We start from the raw sequence: 21,715 nt of genomic DNA on the forward strand, positions 1-21,715 counted from the left end.
TACTTTTCTATTTTTTCCTGAATATTAGTTTCACCGGAACACCCTCAAAACCAAAATGATCGCGCAGCCTGTTTTCCAGGTAACGCATGTATGGCTCTTTGATATACTGTGGCAGGTTACAGAAGAATGCAAACGTTGGGTTGTGTGTTGGCAACTGCGTTACATACTTAATTTTGATAAACTTGCCTTTGATGGCCGGTGGCGGGTAACGCTCGATGTCCGGTAGCAGCAGGTCGTTTAGCTTAGAAGTAGGTATCTTCTGGGTTTTGTTCTCATAAACCTCCATGGCCTTCTCCACAGCCTTGTGTATACGCTGCTTTGTAAGCACCGACGTAAAGATGATCGGGATATACTTTATTGGCGCAATTCGTTCCAGAATTTGCTGCTCAAACTCACGGGTGGTGTTGGTGTCTTTCTCTACCAGGTCCCACTTGTTTACAAGTATAACAATGCCTTTGCGGTTTTTCTCGGCAAGCGTGATAATGTTCACATCCTGCGCCTCAATACCTCGTGTGGCATCCAGCATCACAATACAAACGTCGGCATCTTCCAGGGCACGTATAGCACGCATTACAGAATAAAACTCGATATCTTCGCTTACCTTGCTTTTGCGGCGAAGACCGGCTGTATCCACAATAATAAATTCTTTGCCAAACGCATTATAGCGCGAGTGGATCGCATCGCGGGTAGTGCCGGCAATATCAGTTACAATGTTTCTATCCTCGCCTAGCAACAGGTTAACAAAAGAAGACTTACCTGCATTAGGGCGGCCCAACACGGCAATTTTGGGAATACCAGCATCAGGGTCTTCTATGCCTTCGTCTTTAAAGTGCTTTACCACTTCATCCAGTAGTTCGCCAGTACCAGAGCCATTCTGCGATGAGATTGGGTAAATATCGATACCTACACCCATAGCATAGAACTCACCCATCTGGTGCATACGCGCATTCGTGTCGGCCTTATTGGCAACTACATAAACTGGTTTATCGGTGCGGCGCAGTACGTTGGCAAATTCCTCGTCAAGGCCGGTTAAGCCTGCGTCTACATCCACCATAAAAAGTATAACGTCGGCCTCGTTCATGGCCAACTCCACCTGGCGGTTTATCTCAGTTTCAAAAATATCGTCGGAGCCATGCACATAGCCACCCGTATCGATTACTGTATAAAAATTTCCGCACCACTCGCCGTGGCCATAGCTTCTGTCGCGGGTTACGCCGCTCACGTTGTCCATGATGGCTTTGCGCTGGCCAATCAGGCGGTTAAAAAGCGTGGATTTACCCACGTTTGGGCGACCTACGATCGCAATGATGTTTGATGACATCGTTCTAAAATAAAAAATAGTTAAAGTGCCCTCGGAGCACCCTGCCCCGAAGCTTTATGGTGCGCTACTCGCTGTAGCCAAAACGGCGTAACAGCTTCTGGTCGGCTCGCCAGTTCTCGTTCACGCGCACGTATAAATCAAGAAATACTTTTTTCTGGAAGAAGTCTTCCATGTCCACCCGGGCCTGTGTGCCTACTTTCTTCAGCGCCTCGCCTTTGTTGCCAATAATAATGCCTTTCTGGCTGCGGCGCTCTACTATGATCTCGGCACGAATCCGGATGATATCCTCCTCCTCTTTAAAGGCTTCCACTACTACCTCTGTGCTGTAAGGAATCTCCTTCTTGTAGTTCATCAGGATCTTCTCCCGGATGATCTCTGACACAAAGAAACGCTCAGGCTTGTCAGTCAGTTCATCTTTAGGGTAATATGGCGGATGTTGCGGCAAATGATGCAGCAGGCGCTCAAACAGATGCTCCAGTCCAACCTTATGCAATGCTGAGATGGCCATGATCTCGGTTGGGTTCATAACCTCCTGCCAGTAAGCCACCTTCTCCTTCACCTCATCCTCCGTGGCCTGGTCAATTTTGTTGATCAGCAGAAGTATAGGCACTTCGGCGTGCTGCAGTCTTTTGATCACATCGTCCTCGTCGTGCTTCTCGTAAATGTCCGTCACGAAAAGTATAACGTCGGCATCCTCCAGCGAGGTGCGCACAAAGCCCATCATCGATTCGTGCAGGGCATACTGCGGCTTGATAATTCCCGGCGTGTCAGAATACACGATCTGGAAATCATCTCCGTTCAGGATACCCATGATGCGGTGCCTGGTGGTCTGCGCTTTTGACGTGATGATAGAAAGTTTTTCTCCTACCAGCGCGTTCATCAGCGTAGATTTACCCACGTTTGGCTTGCCCACTATACTTACAAATCCGGCTTTATGCGGTGTTTCGGCCATACTCTAAAATTTAAGGATGCAAAATTACTTCTTTTTTACGAGACTAATGCGGGATGTATAATTATTTGTAAATGAAGAGGAAGTGTTTGAGGTTTAGGTATTAGTGTTCCTGTCTTTCTATTTAGCTGCCATTCTTCCTCAGTCTTACCAGTTGTATTGTTTCACATCCGGCTTTGGTGCGCTCAAGGCGGAGGAAGGGGCCCTCTTTAAGCGTGGCCTCGCCTTTTGGCATCGCACTGTGTATCTGAAGCTGCCTTCGCTCTGCTCCGCAACAGCTACAAGGCGCTCTTTATCGAGGGCCCCTTCCCCCACCCAAAGGCTGGGATTGATACTTCTTTGTTGACGGCTGTTGCAACTGGCTTAAAAGTATAAATTGGTAGTGTAGAGATTCCCCTCTTGAGAGGGGTAGGGGTGTGTTAATCGTCTTTGGTAAACTCCCCTCGTTGGCCAGGGATGGGCAAGGCATATTTTACACCTCTCCTACAAATCAACAAAACTTGCCATGTGCACTTACGACGATTTTTTGTTTGAGCGTTCAGCGAGTGGGGGTAGGGGCCCTCGACAAACAAAATTGTCTTGATTCTTTTGCTTACTTTTCTCATCAAGGAGAAAAGTAAGGCCCAGCCGGCGAGGCGAAAAGCCAGCTAGAAGCAAATAAATTTCTTACAAATAGAAGGTATGAGACTAATGATTACACGATCTCTGGATATTAAGGTGCATGGGTGGTATATGCCAAGTGCTGCGAGGTCTATACAAAATAAACAATTCACCATACTTTCTGCTTTACCCAACAGTCTCTATCAATACATAGAAACTATCAATCAATAACAAACGAGTTATACTTCGTATCTTTGTAGGGCAAAAGTATTTTAAAGTATAAATGAGCAAGAAAAAAGCTGGCAAGATTGGCGTGTTACTGGTAAATCTCGGCACTCCGGATAGTCCCAACACTCCTGACGTAAGAAAATACCTGCGCGAGTTCCTCCTGGACCCTCGTGTGATAGATATGAATCCTGTTGGACGCTATGCGTTAGTTAATGGCATTATCGCTCCATTCAGGGCTCCAAAGTCGGCTAAAGTATACAAGCAACTCTGGACCGAACGTGGCTCCCCGCTGCTGTACCATGGCCTTGATCTGAAGGCAAAGCTTCAAGTTGCTTTAGGCGATGACTATTATGTTGCCTTTGGCATGCGTTACCAAAGCCCAAGTATAAAAAGTGCACTGGAAGAGCTGCGCGATAAAAGTGTAGACCGCATTATTGTGCTCCCGCTTTTCCCGCAGTATGCCGCTGCCTCTACTGGCTCGGTACAAGATAAAGTAATGGAAATTGTGCGTGAATGGTGGGTTATACCTAGCATTAACTTTATCTCCTCTTTCTGCGACGACCCTGGCTTTATCAACGCCTTTGCAGAACTGGGCAAGCAGCATATGGAACAGGATAATTATGACCATGTCATCTTCAGTTATCACGGTTTGCCAGAACGACAAGTGCTGAAAGGCAGCGACAAGGGCTACTGCCAGTTAGGAGCCTGCTGCAATACCTACAATAAGCGCAACAAATACTGCTACCGGGCAGCCTGCTTCGCCACCTCCAGGTTACTGGCCGAGAAGCTGGGACTGCGCGAAGACCAGTATACGGTTACCTTCCAGTCTAGGCTTCTGAAAGACCCGTGGCTACAGCCTTACACAGATGAGGTATTGAAGACGCTTCCGGCCAAAGGCATCAAGAAAGTACTGGCCTATAGCCCTGCCTTCGTAGCCGACTGCCTGGAAACTACCATTGAGGTAGGCGAAGAGTTTAAAGAAATGTTTGAGCACGCCGGCGGCGAGAAATGGCAACTGGTAGAAAGCCTGAACTCTAACGACACCTGGGTAGAGGCAGTAAAAAACATGATACTAGAAAATTAAGTAGATTTGAAGATGATTTTCAGAGTTAAGAATTCCTTATTAATTCAACTCCAGTAAAAAATCATAAAATTTTAAAGTATAAACCAGAAGCGCCGATGCAAACTTATGCATCAGCGCTTCTGGTTTATACTTTAGAGACATCTTCAAATCTCCCAATCTCCACATCTTCAAATCTGTAATTAGATCCTCTTAAAGTCTACCCAGTAATCCGAAGTGGCATCGGCGTAAGTTCTGAGCTTTTGAAGCAGTACTTCCGGGTCACTTTCAACGATCAGGTTTTCGCGCTGGTCATACTTTACAAAGCCCTCAGCCACGGTATGGTCAACCATCTCCAGGAATTTATCCCAGTAACCGTTCACGTTAAAGAATGCCACCGGCTTTTTAATAATACCCAGCTGGTTCCAGGTGATAATCTCGCAGATCTCGTCAAAGGTGCCGAAACCGCCCGGCATGGCAATGAAAGCATCCGACCGGGCCGCCATCAGTGCTTTACGCTCATGCATGGTCTGTACCACGTGCAGCTCCGCTAAACCTGTATGCGCCACCTCCCGGTCAACCAGGCTTTGCGGAATAACGCCAACTGCCTTGCCAGCATCGGCCAGCACAGCATCGGCGATGGTCCCCATTAAACCTACATTGCCGGCACCATACACAAGCAGGATATTCTGCTGCACCATTAATTTACCCAGTTTAGCTGCCGCCTCCTGGTAAACTGGATTTGATCCGTGGTTAGCCCCGCAAAAAACACCTATACTTTTCATCTTATACTTTTAATGGACTCTTTTAAAAAACAAAGGCTCCAACGTTGCAGCTGAAGCCCTTTTATACTTTACAGAACAAGCTGTTATACTTAAGCCAGTTCTTTTTTATACATTTTAGCCAAGGTTTCGGCTACATAGTCAATTTCTGCTTTTGTGTTATACTTGCTGAAGGAGAAACGCACGGAGCCACGGGTCGGGTCTGCGTTTAAGGCGCGTAAAACATGCGAGCCGGCATTGGCGCCGCTGCTACAGGCACTTCCACCCGAAGCAGAGATTTTATTTATATCCAGACTAAACAACAGCATTTCGTTAATATCAGAGGCTGGCAGGCTCACGTTCAGAACCGTATACAAGCTCTTATCACCAAACTCCGACATGCCGTTAAAGCTTATGTCCTCCATCTGCTCGCGCAGTTTAAAGATCATCCTGTCCTTAAGGCCCTGAATATACTTGGCATGCTCCTCCATGTCACGGTAAGCGATCTCCAGTGCTTTAGCCAGGCCAATGATACCATACACGTTCTCGGTACCACCGCGCATATTACGCTCCTGGGCACCACCCTGTATCAACGGGTTTATTTTAACGTTGGCGTCACAGTACAAAAAGCCCACGCCTTTAGGCCCATGGAACTTGTGTGCTGAGCCAACTATAAAGTTTGCCCCCAGCGTTTGTATATCATGCTTATAATGGCCCATCGTCTGTACTGTGTCAGAATGGAAGATGGCGTCATACTTCTTGCATATCTCCCCGATCGCCTCAATGTCATTTAAAGTGCCGATCTCGTTGTTGGCGTGCATAACAGACACCATTGTGCGTGGCTGGCTTGCCAGTAGCTCCTCCAGATGCGCAAGGTCCAGGTTGCCCCGCTCATCATGCTTAAGGTAAGCTACCTGCACACCCTCCTCTTTCTCCAGCAACTCCATAGTATGCAATACCGCGTGGTGCTCCAGTTTGGTAGTGATTGCGTGCTTTATACCATAGGCGCGGCAAGTGCAGCGGATAGCGGCATTGTCGGCCTCCGTGCCCCCCGAAGTAAAAAATATCTCCGCAGGCGAAGTATTCAATAAGGTAGCTACTGTTCTGCGGGCTTTTTCAATTGCGGATCTAACCTCACGCCCATGCGAGTGTATGGACGAAGGATTTCCAAAATGCTCCAGCATGAAAGGCGCCATCGCATCAAAAACCTCCTTATCAAGAGGAGTGGTAGCAGCATTATCTAGGTAAACACGCATGTTATTTCGGGATGAATTCAATTTAACGAACCACTAAAGTATAAAAAAAAGTTGCGCCAAGTGAGAAAAAAGACCTTGTTTCTCCTTTGGCGCAACCCCTGATTGCTGGTTATACTATGCTACAGCAAAACCACATTATGCTTTAACAGAAATGATTTCTTTAATGTCAGCGATAATTTTATTGGCCAGGTGCTCTGCAGTAGCATTGCTGTCAGACTCGGCATAGATCCGGATGATAGGCTCTGTGTTGGACTTGCGCAGGTGCACCCACTCTTTACCAAACTCTATCTTTACACCATCGATGGTATTGATTGGCTGCTTTGCGTAACGCTCCTGCATTTGCGTCAGCACCTCGTCCACGCTTACATCTGGCGTTAGCTCGATCTTATTTTTAGAGATAAAGTAGCTTGGGTAAGAAGCACGCAGGCGGGTCATGCTCATGCCCGACTTAGCCAGGTGTGTCAGGAAAAGGGCAATACCAACCAGGGCATCGCGGCCATAGTGCAGCTCCGGGTAAATAATACCGCCATTACCTTCTCCGCCTATAATGGCATTTTGCGCCTTCATCATGTTCACCACGTTCACCTCGCCTACTGCAGCGGCAAAATACTCGCCACCGGCCTTCTCCGTAACGTCGCGCAGGGCTCTTGTAGATGACAGGTTAGAAACCGTGTTGCCTGTCTGGTTCTTTAAAATGTAGTCTGCAACAGCCACCAAAGTATACTCTTCGCCAAACATGCTGCCGTCTTCATTAATAAGGGCCAGCCTGTCCACGTCCGGGTCAACTACTATGCCCAGGTCAAACTTGCCCTTTTCTATCACCTTTGATATCTCACGCAGGTTTTCCGGAAGCGGTTCCGGGTTGTGCGGGAAGTTACCGTCTGGTTCGCAATACAGCTTCTCCACTGTCTTCACGCCCAGCGCCTCCAGCAGCATAGGTACCGCTATACCTCCTGTAGAGTTAACGCAGTCGATGGCGACATTGAATTTCTTTTCTTGGATGGCTTTTACATCAACCAACGGCAGGTCAAGTATAGCCTGGATATGCTTCTGCAGCGTGGTATCGTCTGTTTTATAAGACCCCAGCTCAGTTACCTGCGCAAACTCGAAAGCCTCTTTTTCAGCTATCTCCAGCACAAGCTTGCCTTCCTCGTCTGATATGAACTCGCCTTTCTGGTTCAACAGTTTTAAAGCGTTCCATTGCTTTGGGTTATGGCTGGCTGTAAGTATAATGCCGCCACCCGCTTTCATGTCGGGCACTGCCATCTCAACAGTTGGAGTAGTAGATAGCCCAACATCAATAATATTTATACCTAGTCCTTGCAATGTTGCGCAAACCAGCTTGTTTACCATCTCGCCGGAGATGCGCGCGTCACGACCTACCACTAGTGTGTTGTTGCCAGTTGTCTTCAGCACCCAGGTACCGAAAGCAGCCGCGAACTTCACCACATCCACAGGGGTAAGGCCTTCGCCAGCCTTTCCTCCAATAGTACCGCGAATACCGGAAATTGATTTTATTAAAGCCACTTGTTGTAAATTTATTAGTCCGCAAAAGTAGCAAATTTTAGCATACTTTCGGAAGAATAACGCCTGGTACTTAGTGAAAAGCCGCGCCTTAGCACAATTAGTTGGTATTAGTATACACAAGGGTAGCAAACAGGCGCAGATCTATACCCAACCTAAATAGTCATCAAACAGCACAAGACAAATAAATATGTGCTATCTCACTCACTTTGATCACATTTGCAGGCACTAACATGCCCCGCCTGATTCGCTGTACCTACATATTTTATTATATTTGCAGGTATGACTACTCCCATAAACTTTGATGACAGCCCCCGAGGCAGGCAACTTCAGGCTTTTAACCGCCTGCTGGATGTAATGGAAGACTTGCGTGAAAAGTGCCCCTGGGACCGGAAACAAACGTTGGAAAGCCTGAGACACCTGACCATAGAAGAAACTTACGAGTTGTCTGACGCCATCCTTAAAAACGACCTCCCGGAAATAAAAAAGGAGATCGGCGACATTATGCTGCACATGGTTTTCTACTCCAAAATTGCCTCTGAGAGAAATGCCTTTGATATTGCCGACGTGCTTAATGCACAGTGCGACAAACTCATTTTCCGACACCCGCACATCTATGGCGATACAAAAGCTGAAACCGAAGAGCAGGTAAAACAGAACTGGGAAAGACTAAAGCTGAAAGAGGGCAACAAATCGGTGCTTGGCGGTGTGCCAGCCTCGCTGCCTGCACTAGTAAAGGCCATGCGCATACAGGAAAAAGCCAGGGGTGCCGGCTTCGACTGGGACGACAAGACACAGGTCTGGGAAAAGGTTAAAGAGGAACTAAATGAGTTTGAATCAGAGTTTAATGTTGAAGACTTTAGCCAGACAGACAGAACACATGCCACAGCCGAGTTTGGAGACCTGCTGTTTTCTCTGATAAACTTTGCCCGGTTCATAGAGATAAATCCGGAGGAGGCGCTGGAAAGAACTAACCTGAAATTTATCAGCCGTTTCCAGTACATGGAGACGGAGGCTGCCAGGGACGGGAAAAAGTTACAGGACATGACCTTGGAAGAAATGGATTATTATTGGAATAAGGCAAAAAAACTGTAGGAAAGCATACAACGTGTAGAGACTTTATCTATATTTAAAGCACTTTTTCTTAAACTAATAAAGAACTGCTGATACAGAACATACATTTTTATCACTTTGCACAGGCATCTCCTGAACGTTATATACAGTTCAGGTTTTAGTATCAAAGCCGACATACTTCCTCCTTTTTAGTTAAGTGTCCATTACATTTACAAGACTATACCAGAGTAATTAATGTTGGCCCAAGAGCAAAAATGCCAGCTTGCACAGGCTTTGCTTAGGCAGATAAAATGTTTAGATTTGTAGGAAGGCCCGGGGCATCAAAATATTATACTTTGAAAATTTTTATACCTCTATGTATTTGATAATTGTAGAAAAAGCAGAAATTGCAATTTGAATAAAGAACTAAAAGCGAAACAATTACATTTAATATTTACACAAACAATTTATTACAACACAAACAGCTAAACTTTAAACTTTAAAAAAATGGAAAAAAAGACTGCAGTAGTAAGCAAAAATGCTAATGTAGAAACTAAGGCCAGCACTGGTGGCTCTTTATTTGCTTCTATCGTTATTCCTTTGGCAATTTTCGTTTGCGTTCTGATCTATATGTTCGTTTTGGGTAACCCGGCAAACTTTGAAGGCGGAAGCAATGAGAACCACCCACTTCCAGGAAACTACCTGGGCATCGTTTACAAAGGTGGATGGGTTGTACCTATCCTAATGTCGCTTGTACTGATGGTATTCATCTTCGCTATCGAGCGTATGTTGACTATCAGCAAAGCAAAAGGTACTAAGAGCGTTACTGCTTTCGTACGTAACATCTCTGCAAAACTTAACCAGCGTGACATCAACGGCGCTATCGCTGCCTGCGACGCTCAGAAAGGTTCTGTTGCTAACGTAGTAAAAGCTGGTCTTCTTAAGTATAAGGAAATGCAGAACGAGCCTGAGCTTCTGAAAGCTGAGAAAGTTGCTGCTATCCAGAAAGAAATTGAAGAGTCTACTGCTCTTGAGTTACCAATGCTTGAGAAAAACCTGGTTGTTATCTCAACTATCGCTTCGATCTCTACGCTTGTGGGTCTTATCGGTACGGTACTTGGTATGATTAAAGCGTTCTCGGCTCTTGCTGCTGCAGGTACTCCAGACGCTACTGCCCTTTCAAATGGTATCTCTGAGGCCTTGATCAACACGGCTCTTGGTATTACAGGTTCTGCTCTTGCAATCGTTGCTTACAACTATTTCACTAGCAAAATCGACGAGTTAACTTATAGCATTGATGAGGCTGGCTTCAGCATTATCTCTACTTTCGCTGCTCAGCACGAAACAACTGGTACTCCAGTAAGACCACAAACTGTTTAATTGACTCTTAACACAAGAAAATGCCTAAAGTAAAAGTAAAAAGGACCAAACCAACGTTGGACATGACACCAATGGTGGACCTTGCCTTCTTGCTAGTTACTTTCTTTATGCTTACAACTCAGTTTGCTCCTGAAGAGGCGGTAATCGTGGATACTCCATCGTCCGTTTCTGAGATCAAACTGCCGGAGTCAGATGTTATCATCATTACGGTTGACAAAAACGACCGTGTGTTCTTCGGTGTTGACAGCAAAAAAACAAAGGAAGCTCTGCTAAACAAGATGGCGGGCAAATACGGTGTTAGTTTCAGTCCAACAGAAACAGAAACCTTCTCACTCTTAACAAACTTCGGTGTACCGATGAACAGGCTTAAGTCATACTTAGCCATGGAAACCGATGCCCGTAAGAAGTTTGACAAGACTGCGCCTGGTATCCCGGTTGACTCTACAAACAACGAGTTAGCTGATTGGGTACACCAGACACGACTGACAAATCCTAAGGTGGTTATCGCCATCAAAGGTGACCAGGACGTAAACTATAAAACGGTTCAGAAGGTGATTAACACATTGCAGGACAGGAAGATCAACAGATTTAACCTGATCACTGACATGGAAAATAAACCTACTAACCTTTAATAGAAGGAGATAAGAAATGGCAGAAATACAAGAAAAAGCCGACTCCGGTAAAGGCGGGAAGAAAAGATCCAAGAAAATGTCTGTCCACCTGGACATGACACCAATGGTAGACCTTGCCTTTCTTCTACTAACGTTCTTCATGCTTACGACTACGTTCAGTAAGCCACAGACCATGGAAATTAACATGCCTGTGAAAGAGGAGACTCCGGAAGATCAGATACCTATTAAAGCTAGTAACGCTTTAACTATCATTTTGGGAGAAGATGATAACCTGTACTACTACTTCGGACTTGGCGACCCAGCTGAGAACCCGGAAGTACTGGAGTCAGATTACTCTGCAAATGGTATCCGTAAAGTGCTTTTATCGCCACGCGTTAAGTCTAATGAGAAAATGACTGTGCTGGTAAAAGCAATGGAGACTTCCCGCTATAAGAATATGGTGGATATTTTAGATGAGTTGAAAATCACAGATACCAGGAAATTTGCCCTTGTTGACATTACAGACACGGACAAACAACTGGTACAGCAAAAAACAGGACAATAGATATGGACGCAAGTCAGTTCGCAAAAGCATCGCTTGATGATATCGTCTTTGAAGGACGTAATAAGGCGTATGGTGCATACTTACTTCGCAGACTGTATAATAAGCATATCACAAGAGCCTCGATCATTGCTACAATTTTATTCTTTCTGTTCATCAGCATCCCGCTTATAAACAGAATGTTAGCATCAGATGATGAGGAAGAAGTGGTAGAGCGAATTATTACGGAAGTAGACTTGGCACCGCCACCACCATTGGAAGAGCAGGCACCGCCACCGCCGCCACCGCCAGATCTTCCACCGCCGCCACCGCCAGTACGTGCTCAGGTGAAATTTACTCCACCTGTAGTAAAGCGTGACGAAGAGGTGAGGCAAGAAGAAGAGATTCCTGACGTAGAGCAGCTGAAGGATGTTGATATCGGAACGAAGACAGTAGAAGGTGTAAAAGGTGCACCACTTGATCTTGGTAATATCGACGGAACCAGCGACGTAGTTGCTGAAGTAGTAGAGGAAAAGCCTTATACTTACGTAGAGCAGATGCCATCTTTCCCAGGTGGTGAAACTGAAATGCTAAAGTACCTGGCTAAGAACATCCGCTACCCGGCTGCTGCACAGCGTGCAGGCGTTGAAGGTCTGGTAGTTCTATCTTTCGTAGTTAGCAAAACCGGTGAGATCTCAGAGATTCAGGTTGTGAAAAACCTGGGTGCTGGTACCGACGAAGAAGCGATGCGCGTTGTGAAAACAATGCCTAAGTGGACTCCAGGTAAGCAGAACGGTAGAGCAGTACCAGTACGTTACACGCTACCAGTACGATTCACGATTAAATAAGCACTTACAAGTCCTTATAAACAAGAAGGCCAGCCGAAATTCGGCTGGCCTTCTTGTTTATAAGGACTTATACTTCAAATAACTTTAGATTAAGTAACTAAAGTTGCGATATATGATAAACCTGGCAGGAGTAAACTTACCCCTGCACCCCTCTCATTAAAGAGGTCCCCTACCCCCAGAGGGGAATTTTCACACTTCCGGGTCAAACCACCCCTGCCCCTCCTTGGCCAAGGAGGGGAGTTTTACCTCACCCCAGACCTCTGTCCCCCAAAACAGTAGGAAATAATTCCTAATCAAGTATCCCGCTTTGAAGACAGGTCCGTTTCATTCTAGCAGATTACATGATTATGGCGCGAGCGTCCTCGCTCGTGACCTGCTATAGCTGGGCCTCTGGCCCAGTTGGATTGCAAATCCAACGGTATAACAAGTCACGGATCACAGATCCGCGCCAGCAAAAATATAATGAAACAACCCTGCCTTTGAAGGGGGTAGGGATATTACAATTGTTCCCGATTACACTCCTCTGGAATACTCAAAAACAAGCGTTTTGAGTTGCCGAACGCAGCGCTTCAGGGGTAGGTAGGTCGAAGCGTTAAACTAACTGTTCAAAAAAACAAAAATAACTCTCAAATCCGGTAATGAGTGTCCTCAAATCCTAATCTGAGCAGAAAGGCGAAGATTGAAGGCGTAAACTTGGTAAAAAAACGGCAGAGATTTTAAACCTGCGATTTAACCATATCAAGTAAAACACTTAAAGGATCAACGCCATGGAAAAGAGTTATTATCTGAGCAACACCTTCAATGAGGTAATCTTCAAAGACAGAAACAAAGGTTATGGAGCCTATGAATTAAGAACCCAATACGAACGCAATATAAAAGTTGCAGCTGCATGTGCTATAATACTTTTTGCAAGCTCTATACTTAGCCCCCTTATCAAAGAAAAATATTTTCCGGATAGAAAATCAAACCAGACAACCTTAAAAGATAACGGTGGCATAATAGTTATAGACCAGATCATCCCGGTAATAGAGCAACCTCAGATAATGGAACAGCCGGCTGCAAAAGCTGAGTCAAAGGTTAAAACGGAAGTATACGCTGAACCTAAAGTTGTTTCAGATAATGCAGAAGTACCAGAGAAGACATTAGCAAACCAGGAAGACCTCAAAAATGCAGCTTTTGGCAAGGAGAGAATAGAAGGCATAGCTCAGCTCACTCCCGATCTGGAAGGTATAGAAGGGGTTGACGAAGGAACAGGGACCAAAGAGGAAGCGACACCTGCAATATTTAATTTTGCAGAGGAAATGCCTGAATTTGACGGCGGCGAAAAAGCTATGCTGCAGTACATTGGTAAAAAGATCAAATACCCTGCAGCAGCCCAAAGAGAAAACATTCAGGGCCTGGTTGTCGTTACTTTTGTGGTTGCCCCAAACGGTGAGATAAAAGACGCGCAAGTAGTAAAAGGACTAGGGTATGGCATGGATGAAGAAGCTGTAAGAGTGGTAAGCAGCATGCCGAAATGGAAACCCGGCAAACAAAACGGAAAACCGGTGCCGGTTAGATACACACTCCCTATCAGATTTAGTATGAGATGAGAATAAACTGTTGAAACAAAAAAGTAAAGCAGAAGTCTATATCTATAATGCAGGCTTCTGCTTTCTTTTTTAATACACAAACGTTAATTTTAAGGGTTAAACAAAAACTTTAGCAAAAAAATAATGCTAAGACCTCGCCAAAACAAACCTGCTAATATGGCACAGCGATTCGTGCGCATATTCAGCCTGCTAATGACACTGCTCTACGTCGGACTGGGCATCTTCTTGATCGCCATAGACAAAGATCAACTGAACCTGGATATTTCGAATGAGGTTAGAATGGTATTGGGAGGTATATTGATTTTATATGGGGCAGCACGATTTGTACGTGTTTACCAGTTAAACAAAAAATCAAAGAGAGACAGGGATGAAGAGTAGCATCACCAAAATACTTTTAGGAGTATTATTCACGCCATTGTTCTTTTCATGCGGAGGCAATGACCCGAAAAAAGAGTTGGACACACCAACCACAGGAAGTATAAAAATTAGTGTGGATGAGTCCTTCCAGCCTATCATGGCATCTCAGATAGACACATTTGAGGGTATTTATAAGTATGCTGACATCACAGCTGCTTATAAGCCAGAGGGGCAGGTTGTAAATGACCTCATCAATGATAGTGTAAGGGTTGTGGTATTGTCGCGCATACTTAATGCGGAAGAGAAAGCAATCTTTGAAAAAAGGAAATTAGTGCCACGCGAAACAAAAATAGCCATAGATGCTGTTGCATTAATTGTTAATAAGAACAATAAAGACACGTTGTTAACTGTTGATGAATTAAAAAATATCTTTTCAGGTAAAACCAAAACCTGGAAACAGATTAGTGAAAACTCAAAACTCGGTGACATCACAATAGTATTCGACAACAATAACTCCAGCACAGCACGTTATGTACGCGACTCCCTGATAGCAGGACAGCCACTACCCCCAAACACGTTTGCCTCAAACTCTCACGAAGCCTTAATAGACTATGTGAATCAGAATGAGAATGCAATTGGTGTGATTGGAGTAAACTGGATAAGCGACTTCGACGATTCTGCGGTTATTGGTTTTATGGATAAGGTAAATGTAGTAGGCGTAAGCCGCGATCCTGCCCCATTCACAAAAGACAGTTATTATAAACCATACCAGGCATATATCGCTCAAGGTGAATATCCGCTGCGCCGCTACCTGTATATCATTAGCACTGAGGGCCGTACAGGTCTTGGCACAGGATTTGCATCCTATGTTGCGGGAGACAAAGGCCAAAGGATCATGCTTAAGTCGGGGCTGGTGCCCGCTACAATGCCGGTACGAGTGGTTGGCTTAAGAAATTAATAGCCCTATTACAAACAAATACAGAAACAACTAAACCTAAATTACAATGACGAAAAATTGGAAGTATATCGCCCTTATGGCGGCAGCCTTTCCTGCAACTGCAGCGTTCGCACAATCAGGTGGTGCAGGACAAAAAGCTGTTGACCTAGAGCGCTATGAAGAAGCAAAATCGATTTATAAGTCTCAATTAGGCTCTAAAGATGCTGACAAGGCTTATTATGCAATCGGTGATATTTACCTAAAGACAGAAAAGGCAGATTCAGCTGCATTTTATTTTAATCAGGCATTAGCTAAAAACTCAAAATCATCAATCGCGCACGTTGGCCTTGGTAAAATTGCCCTGGAAAACGGCAATAAGGCAAAAGCAGAAGAGCACTTTAAAGCAGCCATGAAAAAAGGCAAAAAAGACTCTTATGTGTTGACTGAGATCGGTGAGGCGTATGTTAAAGCACCTAATGCTACTGAAGCTGAAATAAATAAAGGTATTGAGTACCTGAAGCAGGCAATTGACCGTGATAAGAACAATGCGGAAGCAAGCATTATCATGGGTGATGCTTACCTGGCCCTGAAAAAAGGTGGTGAGGCCATGACAGCTTATGACAGAGCTGTTCTGATGGATGAGAAAAACCCGAAGGCATACCTGAGAAGAGGTCAGCTTTATACTAGCTCACGTAACTACAACGAGGCTGAGGAAGCGTTCAAGAAAGCGATCGAACTGGATCCGAACTATGCTCCAGCTTACCGTGACCTTGGCGAACTTTACTACTTTGCAGGACAGTATGACAAAGCCTTGTCTACTTTCCAGAAGTATGTAGACATGGCTGAGAAAACGCCAGAGACCCGTGCAAAGTATGCTTCGTTCCTGTTCCTGACTAAAAATTACGATCAGACACTGAAAGAAGTAGAGCAAGTGCTACAGAAAGACCCGGCTAACACGGTTATGAACCGCTTAAGAGCATATTCATACCTGGAGCTTGGTAAGCCTGAGAAAGCACTGGAGGCTATCAACACGTACCTTACAAAGGTTGATAAAAATAAACTTATTGCCAGTGACTACGAGTACTATGGCAAGATCCTGAGCAGAAACAACCAGAACCAGAAAGCTATTGAGAACCTGAACAAGGCGATCTCTATGGACTCTTCGAAGGTTGAGCTTTACACTGACCTGGCGAACCTTTACGCTAAAGAAAAGCAGTTTGACAAGGCAGTTGCTGTTTACAAGCAGAAGCAGGATAAGCACGGCGTTTCTAACACAGATTATTACCACATGGGTAATATCTACATGATGGCTGAGGACTTCAAGAAAGCTGAGGAGACTTATGCTAAGATCACTGAGAGCAACCCGACTTACCCTTATGCTTACCTGTGGAGAGCACGCGCGCTTTATAGCCAGGACCCTGAAACAGAGCAAGGTTTAGCAAAGCCAATGTATGAGGAGTTTGTTAAGCAGGCTGGTAACGAAACCGAGAAGTATAAGAAAGAGCTGGTTGAGGCAAACACTTACCTTGGCTACTACTACTACCTGAAAGGTGACCGTGAGAATGCCGTTAAGCATTACACTATCGTGAAGCAGTTAGACCCTGCCAATGCTCAGGCTGAGGCTGCCCTGACAGAGATTAATAAGACTGCTAAGAAGAAAAAGTAATTAGCAGCAATAACATAAACAAAAGCGCCCGCTCAATTGAGCGGGCGCTTTTGTTTTATACTTTGTTAAGACTTTTAGAACTAGAAGTGATATGTATACTACTCAGCGTGGAGTTCCCATTTCTCAAGAACCTGCTTGAAATCATCAGGCAGCTCTGAATTGAACTGCAAAAATTCCTTCGTAACAGGGTGCACAAAACCCAATGATTTTGCGTGCAAAGCCTGCCTTGGCATAATCTTAAAGGCATTCTCTACAAAGGCTTTATAGGAGCCATTAGGTGTACCCACTAAAATCTTATCGCCACCATAGGTTGCATCCGAGAAAAGCGGGTGGCCTATGTACTTCATGTGTGCCCGAATCTGGTGCGTTCTACCGGTTTCTAAATTACACTGTACCAAAGTAACATACTTATACCTGCGTAGCACTTTGTAATGCGTTACAGCATGCTTTCCATACTCTCCTTCCGGATAAACTGTCATCACCTTTCTGTCCTTCGCGCTGCGGCCTACGTGGCCCGTAATGGTACCGGCATCCTCCTTTAGGTTACCCCATACCAAGGCATAGTAAGTTCGCTCTATAGAGTGGTCGTAAAACTGCTTGGCAAGGTATGCCATACTATAGTCGGTTTTGGCAATAACCAGAAGCCCTGACGTATCCTTGTCAATTCTATGCACAAGCCCAGGTCTCCCCTCTCCATTTTGGGTGGTAGGAAGGTTTTGAAGATGATAGACCAGGGCATTAACCAACGTACCATTCCAGTTGTTATAGGCCGGGTGCACTACCATGCCGGCAGGCTTGTTTACAAGCAGCAGTTCGTTATCCTCGTAAAGTATGTTCAGTGGGATATTCTCCGGTACGATGTCGGTATCGCGGGGTGGCTCTGCTAGGGTAATGGTAATAACGTCGTTTGGCTTTACCTTATAGCTTACTTTAACTGGCTTCTGGTTTACCTGCACCGCTTCAGACTTGATGGCGCCCTGAAGCTTATTACGGGTTACATTCGGCAACCTGTCCATCAAGAATTTATCAATTCGCAACAAGGTCTGCTTCTTGTCTACAACAATCCGATGATGCTCATACAACTCATCAGAGTCTTCTGCCGTCTCTTCCTGATCTAGATAATCAACCACGGGTAATTTATACTTTGGGTACAATAAAAAAGAAAGCCGAGGTGTACACTTCGGCTTTCTGAACTATAGAAAATATGAGTTAACTACTTGTTACTAGTTTTTCTTCTTAACTGGTGACTTTGTAGCAGATTTAGCAGGAGTAGTAGTTGCAGCAGGCTTAGCAGCAGCCGGCTCTGGTTTCTGCTGTGCTTTTGCAGGGTCAACGCCTAGCTTCTTTAACACAAGCGGAGAGATATCGCCGTCTTCCGGACCAGCAAGCAATGCCTGGTTGCTGAAAACATAAGTATAGCCATTCTCTTTCGCTACATCTTTGATCGCCTTGTCAATCTTAGTAATTACAGGATCAACCAAAGACTTCTCTTTCTGCTGTAAAGACATCTGTGCATTACGCTGGAACTCCTGGATTGAGTTGTTAAGGTTCATCAACTCTTTTTCCTTGTCCTCACGGATTGTTTTGTCCATTGTAGCTGCACCTTTCTCATATGCCTGAAGCTTTGCTTCATACTCATTGTATTTGCCTTTCAGCTGATTTTCCAACTGTGTGCTGTGAGTCTTTAGCTCAGACTCTATTTGCTTGCTCTCAGGCAACTGTAAAAGGATGTATTCTACATTAGTATAACCAATCTTAAGTGGCTGGTCGTTGCTTTGTGCAAAAGACGCAAAGCTGATCAGTAAGAACGCTACTACTAGGGTTTTGATTTTGTTCATCATTGGTTGGTTAATTAAAATAATATTCAGTTTCTAGTTTTTTGACTTCTTTTTAGGAGCCGGCTTTGTGTTATTAGTATTCTGTGGCTGGCTTTCCTGCTCATTTGTTTCCGGCAGATCATCCGGTTTATCAGCATTGTTTACAGCAGGGCGTTTACCCGGCGTGTTTTGCCTTTCAGAAGCTAACCCGAGTTCCTCTAAAACATACTCTGTGTAGTCATGCACAGGGTTAGTATAGATCATCACAAGGTCACCGGACTTATCAAACATAATCTGAAGGCCTTTCGCTTTGGATACTTTCTCTACAGCTGTGAAAACCTCATCCTGAATAGGGCGCATCAGCTCCTGCCTGCGCTTAAACATCATGCCCTCATAACCAAAAACCTTGCGCTGGTAATCGCGCAGCTCGTTTTCTTTTTTGGCTATTTCAGCCTGGCGTTTCTTTTTCATCTCCTCTGTCAGGAGCACCTCTTCAGCCTTGTAATCTTGTTTCAGCTTGTCAACCTGCTGTTGCAAACCTTCTATTTCCTTCTGCCAGGCCTCAGCATATTTGTCCATCTCCTGCTGCACCTTGTTATAGGCCGGCATCTTACTCAGAATAAAATTTGAGTCAATATAACCAAACTTCTGAGCTTGCGAAACATGCGCCAGCAAAAAGCCAGTTAAAAAGATGAACAAAAACTTTTTCATACTAATTCAATTTTAGCGTATCTGCTGCCCGATGATAAAGTGGAACATACCACGCTTATCGTTCTCGCCACCTGGCAGTGTATCCAGTCTCCAACCATAGTCGAAGCCCAGCATACCAAAGGCAGCCATGAATATTCTGGCACCCACACCCGTAGAGCGGTACAGCTTAAACGGATTAAATCTTTCGTAAGAGCCAAAGTTGTTACCAGCCTCCAAAAACGCCAGACCATAGATCGTGGCAGCCGGGTTAGGAGAAATCAGATAACGTGCCTCCAGCACAAATTTATCAAAAGCAACACCACCGGCAGAACGAAGCAATGGTTCATCGTTATTAATAACACCACCTCTATCCTCATCATATCCACGCAGACCGATGTACTCGGTACCCACGAAAATGTTACCGCCACCTAAACCAGAGCCGCCTAGCTTAAAGCGCTCAAACGGACCGATCGATTCTTCGGGGCTATATGTACCCAGGAATCCAAAGTGTGCTCTTGTATTCAGTACCAAATTCCCTGCCAGATTTATAAAGTATGAGGCATCGAACATGAACTTGTTAAACTCGATAAACTCAAACTGATCTTTTCTGTCAGAGAACAGTGAGTATGGCGGGGTCAGGTTTACACTTAACGAGATGGATGAACCACTGCGTGGGAACGTTGGGTTATCTACACTGCTACGGCCTATGGTATTTACAAATGAGATACTGTTTGATGTACCATTATCAAAACCCTGGAATAATGGGTAATTGTTCAGGTTATAGCGGTTATAAGACAGCGAGTGGTTCATGTAGAAGAAGTCATCCGGCCAGTTCAGGCGTCGGCCTAAGCTGATAGATCCACCATCTACGTTCAAGCGCTGGTCAGCATCACCAGGGAACCTTCTAACTGTTTTAAATAAGCTAGTTGTAAATGAGTTACGCTTACGCCCACCCAACCATGGCTCTGTAAAGGATAACGAATAAGACTGATAATATTTACCATTTGCCTGCACGTTAAGCGATAAACGCTGTCCGTCTCCGCTCGGTATTGGCCTCCACTCCGATAAGTCGAATAGCTTACGGGTAGAGAAGTTGTTAAGCGTAAGTCCAACGGTACCCACGGCACCGATCGGGCCACCCCAACCACCTGAAAGGCTTATCTGGTCGTTTGGTCTCTCAACCACACTATAGTTAATGTCTACTGTACCATCTGCCTGGTTAGGCACCGGTACCATGCCAATCTGCTCCGGGTCAAAGTATCCGAGGGCAGCCAATTCATTGCGAGAACGGATCAAGGCGTCACGGCTATACTTCTGGCCAGGCAGGGTGCGTAGTTCACGAAGTATAACATGGTCACTCGTTTTATCATTACCGGTAACCGTGATCTTGTTAATTGTAGCCTGCGGACCTTCAAACACACGCATCTCCAGGTCAATAGAGTCGCCGATGATTGCCACTTCAACAGGCTCTATGCTGGAGAACAGGTAGCCATCGTTCTGATAAAGCCCTGACACATCTATGCCCCTGGTTGGGTTATAGTTCAGTCGTTTCTCTAATTCCTCCTGGTTGTATACATCTCCTTTTTCGATGCCCAGCACCTGTGTCAGGTAAGAATCGTCGTACAGGTAGTTACCCTTCCAGGTAATGTTTCGGAAGTAGTAACGTGTGCCCTCATCCACCACGATCCGGATACCCAGTCTGTCATCGCTTATCCTGTATACAGAATCAGAAACGATGGTAGCATCGCGGTAGCCCTCTTTGTTATAGAAGTTGATCAGAAGGTCTTTGTCGTTTTCATACTCAGACTTCTGATACTTAGAGGACGTGAAGATCTTATAGAACTTTTTCTCTTTTGTTTTCTTTAACTGGCGCTGCAACTTGGCATCAGAGAATGCCTCGTTACCCACAATGTCAATCTCACCGATCTTTACCTTATCGCCTTTGTCAATGGCTATATCCAGCACCACGCTATTTGGCAATGAAGCCGACGGACGCTGTACGATATTTACCTTCGCGTTAAGGAAGCTTTTCTCATTATAATACTTTCGGATAACGTTGCGGGTACTGTTCAGTACTGCGTCTGTTACGATCTTACCCTTTTGCAACGGTACTTTGCCCTTTAAGGCATCTGCCTGCGATTTGCTGATACCTGAAAATGTAAAATCAGCAAGCCTTGGGCGCTCCGTCAGGCTGAAGTTTAACCAGATACGGTTGCCTTCAATTTTAGTAACAAATACCTCTACGTCGCCAAGTATACCCTGCTCCCATAGTTTCTGGATGGCACGGCTAATATCCTCACCTGGAACCGTGATCTCGTCTCCTACCTTCAGGCCCGTGATGGACACAAGGGCAGAAGGCACCAGAAAGTTTGCTCCTGTTACAGATATATCTGCAATAGTATACTGCCGTGGCTGCGCGTAATCAATAGGGGTTGTTTGCGAAGGGTTGTTCAGGATTTGGGCTGAAGTTGTGCCTGCCGTCAGCAGTAACACAAGCACCCAGATGCATCTTACCATTAATATT

At 45.1% G+C, this 21,715-nt stretch carries 19 protein-coding genes; 10 read left to right on the forward strand and 9 right to left on the reverse strand.

Annotation, left to right across the window (positions count from 1 at the left end; genetic code table 11):
- Nucleotides 1-7 precede the first annotated feature (7 nt).
- Nucleotides 8-1,321 carry a ribosome biogenesis GTPase Der gene (gene der, locus AC4BAP_RS15145; RefSeq protein WP_490583509.1) on the reverse strand — a complete coding sequence of 438 codons (1,314 nt, stop codon included), beginning with the start codon at nt 1,319-1,321 and terminating at the stop codon, nt 8-10.
- Nucleotides 1,322-1,385: 64 nt separating this feature from the next.
- A complete protein-coding gene (gene era / locus AC4BAP_RS15150; RefSeq protein WP_490583510.1) occupies nt 1,386-2,273 on the reverse strand; it encodes a GTPase Era in 888 nt (295 codons plus the stop codon).
- Nucleotides 2,274-3,153: 880 nt separating this feature from the next.
- On the opposite strand from era, the gene hemH reads away from it, so the two are divergent.
- Nucleotides 3,154-4,182, forward strand: a complete 1,029-nt coding sequence (gene hemH / locus AC4BAP_RS15155; RefSeq protein ID WP_490583511.1) for a ferrochelatase — start codon at nt 3,154-3,156, stop codon at nt 4,180-4,182.
- Between the two features lie 179 nt (nt 4,183-4,361).
- On the opposite strand, the gene AC4BAP_RS15160 is transcribed toward hemH, so the two are convergent.
- From AC4BAP_RS15160 to glmM, 3 genes are all read right to left on the reverse strand, one after another.
- A complete protein-coding gene (locus AC4BAP_RS15160; RefSeq protein ID WP_490583512.1) occupies nt 4,362-4,943 on the reverse strand; it encodes an LOG family protein in 582 nt (193 codons plus the stop codon).
- Nucleotides 4,944-5,032: 89 nt separating this feature from the next.
- Complete coding sequence (locus AC4BAP_RS15165) at nt 5,033-6,175, reverse strand: cysteine desulfurase family protein (protein ID WP_490583513.1); 1,143 nt, start codon at nt 6,173-6,175, stop codon at nt 5,033-5,035.
- A gap of 135 nt (nt 6,176-6,310) precedes the next feature.
- A complete protein-coding gene (gene glmM, locus AC4BAP_RS15170; RefSeq protein WP_490583514.1) occupies nt 6,311-7,702 on the reverse strand; it encodes a phosphoglucosamine mutase in 1,392 nt (463 codons plus the stop codon).
- A gap of 279 nt (nt 7,703-7,981) precedes the next feature.
- Between glmM and mazG the strand changes: the two genes are divergently transcribed.
- The 9 genes from mazG (at nt 7,982) to AC4BAP_RS15215 (ending at nt 16,684) form a co-directional block, all read left to right on the forward strand.
- Entirely contained in the window at nt 7,982-8,794 is an 813-nt protein-coding gene (gene mazG / locus AC4BAP_RS15175) for a nucleoside triphosphate pyrophosphohydrolase (RefSeq protein ID WP_490583515.1), read from the forward strand.
- A gap of 465 nt (nt 8,795-9,259) precedes the next feature.
- Nucleotides 9,260-10,132 carry a MotA/TolQ/ExbB proton channel family protein gene (locus AC4BAP_RS15180; RefSeq protein ID WP_490583516.1) on the forward strand — a complete coding sequence of 291 codons (873 nt, stop codon included), beginning with the start codon at nt 9,260-9,262 and terminating at the stop codon, nt 10,130-10,132.
- Between the two features lie 20 nt (nt 10,133-10,152).
- Complete coding sequence (locus AC4BAP_RS15185) at nt 10,153-10,764, forward strand: ExbD/TolR family protein (protein WP_490583517.1); 612 nt, start codon at nt 10,153-10,155, stop codon at nt 10,762-10,764.
- A 16-nt stretch (nt 10,765-10,780) separates the two neighbouring features.
- The gene (locus AC4BAP_RS15190; RefSeq protein WP_490583518.1) at nt 10,781-11,308 is read left to right on the forward strand and encodes an ExbD/TolR family protein; all 528 of its coding nucleotides are present in this window, start codon (nt 10,781-10,783) and stop codon (nt 11,306-11,308) included.
- 2 nt (nt 11,309-11,310) lie between these two features.
- On the forward strand, nt 11,311-12,132 hold the full coding sequence (locus tag AC4BAP_RS15195; RefSeq protein ID WP_490583519.1) for an energy transducer TonB: 822 nt from the start codon (nt 11,311-11,313) through the stop codon (nt 12,130-12,132).
- 767 nt (nt 12,133-12,899) lie between these two features.
- The gene (locus tag AC4BAP_RS15200) at nt 12,900-13,724 is read left to right on the forward strand and encodes an energy transducer TonB (protein WP_490583520.1); all 825 of its coding nucleotides are present in this window, start codon (nt 12,900-12,902) and stop codon (nt 13,722-13,724) included.
- Nucleotides 13,725-13,880: 156 nt separating this feature from the next.
- Nucleotides 13,881-14,102, forward strand: coding sequence for a hypothetical protein (locus AC4BAP_RS15205; protein ID WP_490583521.1), 222 nt, complete (start codon nt 13,881-13,883; stop codon nt 14,100-14,102).
- Entirely contained in the window at nt 14,092-15,039 is a 948-nt protein-coding gene (locus AC4BAP_RS15210; RefSeq protein ID WP_490583522.1) for a PstS family phosphate ABC transporter substrate-binding protein, read from the forward strand. The genes AC4BAP_RS15205 and AC4BAP_RS15210 overlap by 11 nt, the downstream gene beginning before the upstream one ends.
- Before the next feature lie 46 nt (nt 15,040-15,085).
- Entirely contained in the window at nt 15,086-16,684 is a 1,599-nt protein-coding gene (locus AC4BAP_RS15215) for a tetratricopeptide repeat protein (RefSeq protein WP_490583523.1), read from the forward strand.
- A 98-nt stretch (nt 16,685-16,782) separates the two neighbouring features.
- Here the strand turns inward: AC4BAP_RS15215 and AC4BAP_RS15220 are convergent, their stop codons facing one another.
- The 4 genes from AC4BAP_RS15220 to bamA form a co-directional block, all read right to left on the reverse strand.
- Nucleotides 16,783-17,814 carry an RluA family pseudouridine synthase gene (locus AC4BAP_RS15220; RefSeq protein ID WP_490583524.1) on the reverse strand — a complete coding sequence of 344 codons (1,032 nt, stop codon included), beginning with the start codon at nt 17,812-17,814 and terminating at the stop codon, nt 16,783-16,785.
- Between the two features lie 93 nt (nt 17,815-17,907).
- Nucleotides 17,908-18,525 carry an OmpH/Skp family outer membrane protein gene (locus AC4BAP_RS15225; RefSeq protein ID WP_490583525.1) on the reverse strand — a complete coding sequence of 206 codons (618 nt, stop codon included), beginning with the start codon at nt 18,523-18,525 and terminating at the stop codon, nt 17,908-17,910.
- 30 nt (nt 18,526-18,555) lie between these two features.
- The gene (locus AC4BAP_RS15230; protein WP_490583526.1) at nt 18,556-19,212 is read right to left on the reverse strand and encodes an OmpH/Skp family outer membrane protein; all 657 of its coding nucleotides are present in this window, start codon (nt 19,210-19,212) and stop codon (nt 18,556-18,558) included.
- Between the two features lie 12 nt (nt 19,213-19,224).
- The gene (bamA, locus tag AC4BAP_RS15235; RefSeq protein WP_490583527.1) at nt 19,225-21,708 is read right to left on the reverse strand and encodes an outer membrane protein assembly factor BamA; all 2,484 of its coding nucleotides are present in this window, start codon (nt 21,706-21,708) and stop codon (nt 19,225-19,227) included.
- Nucleotides 21,709-21,715 lie beyond the last annotated feature (7 nt).

The organism is Pontibacter sp. GD7 (assembly GCF_058216375.1).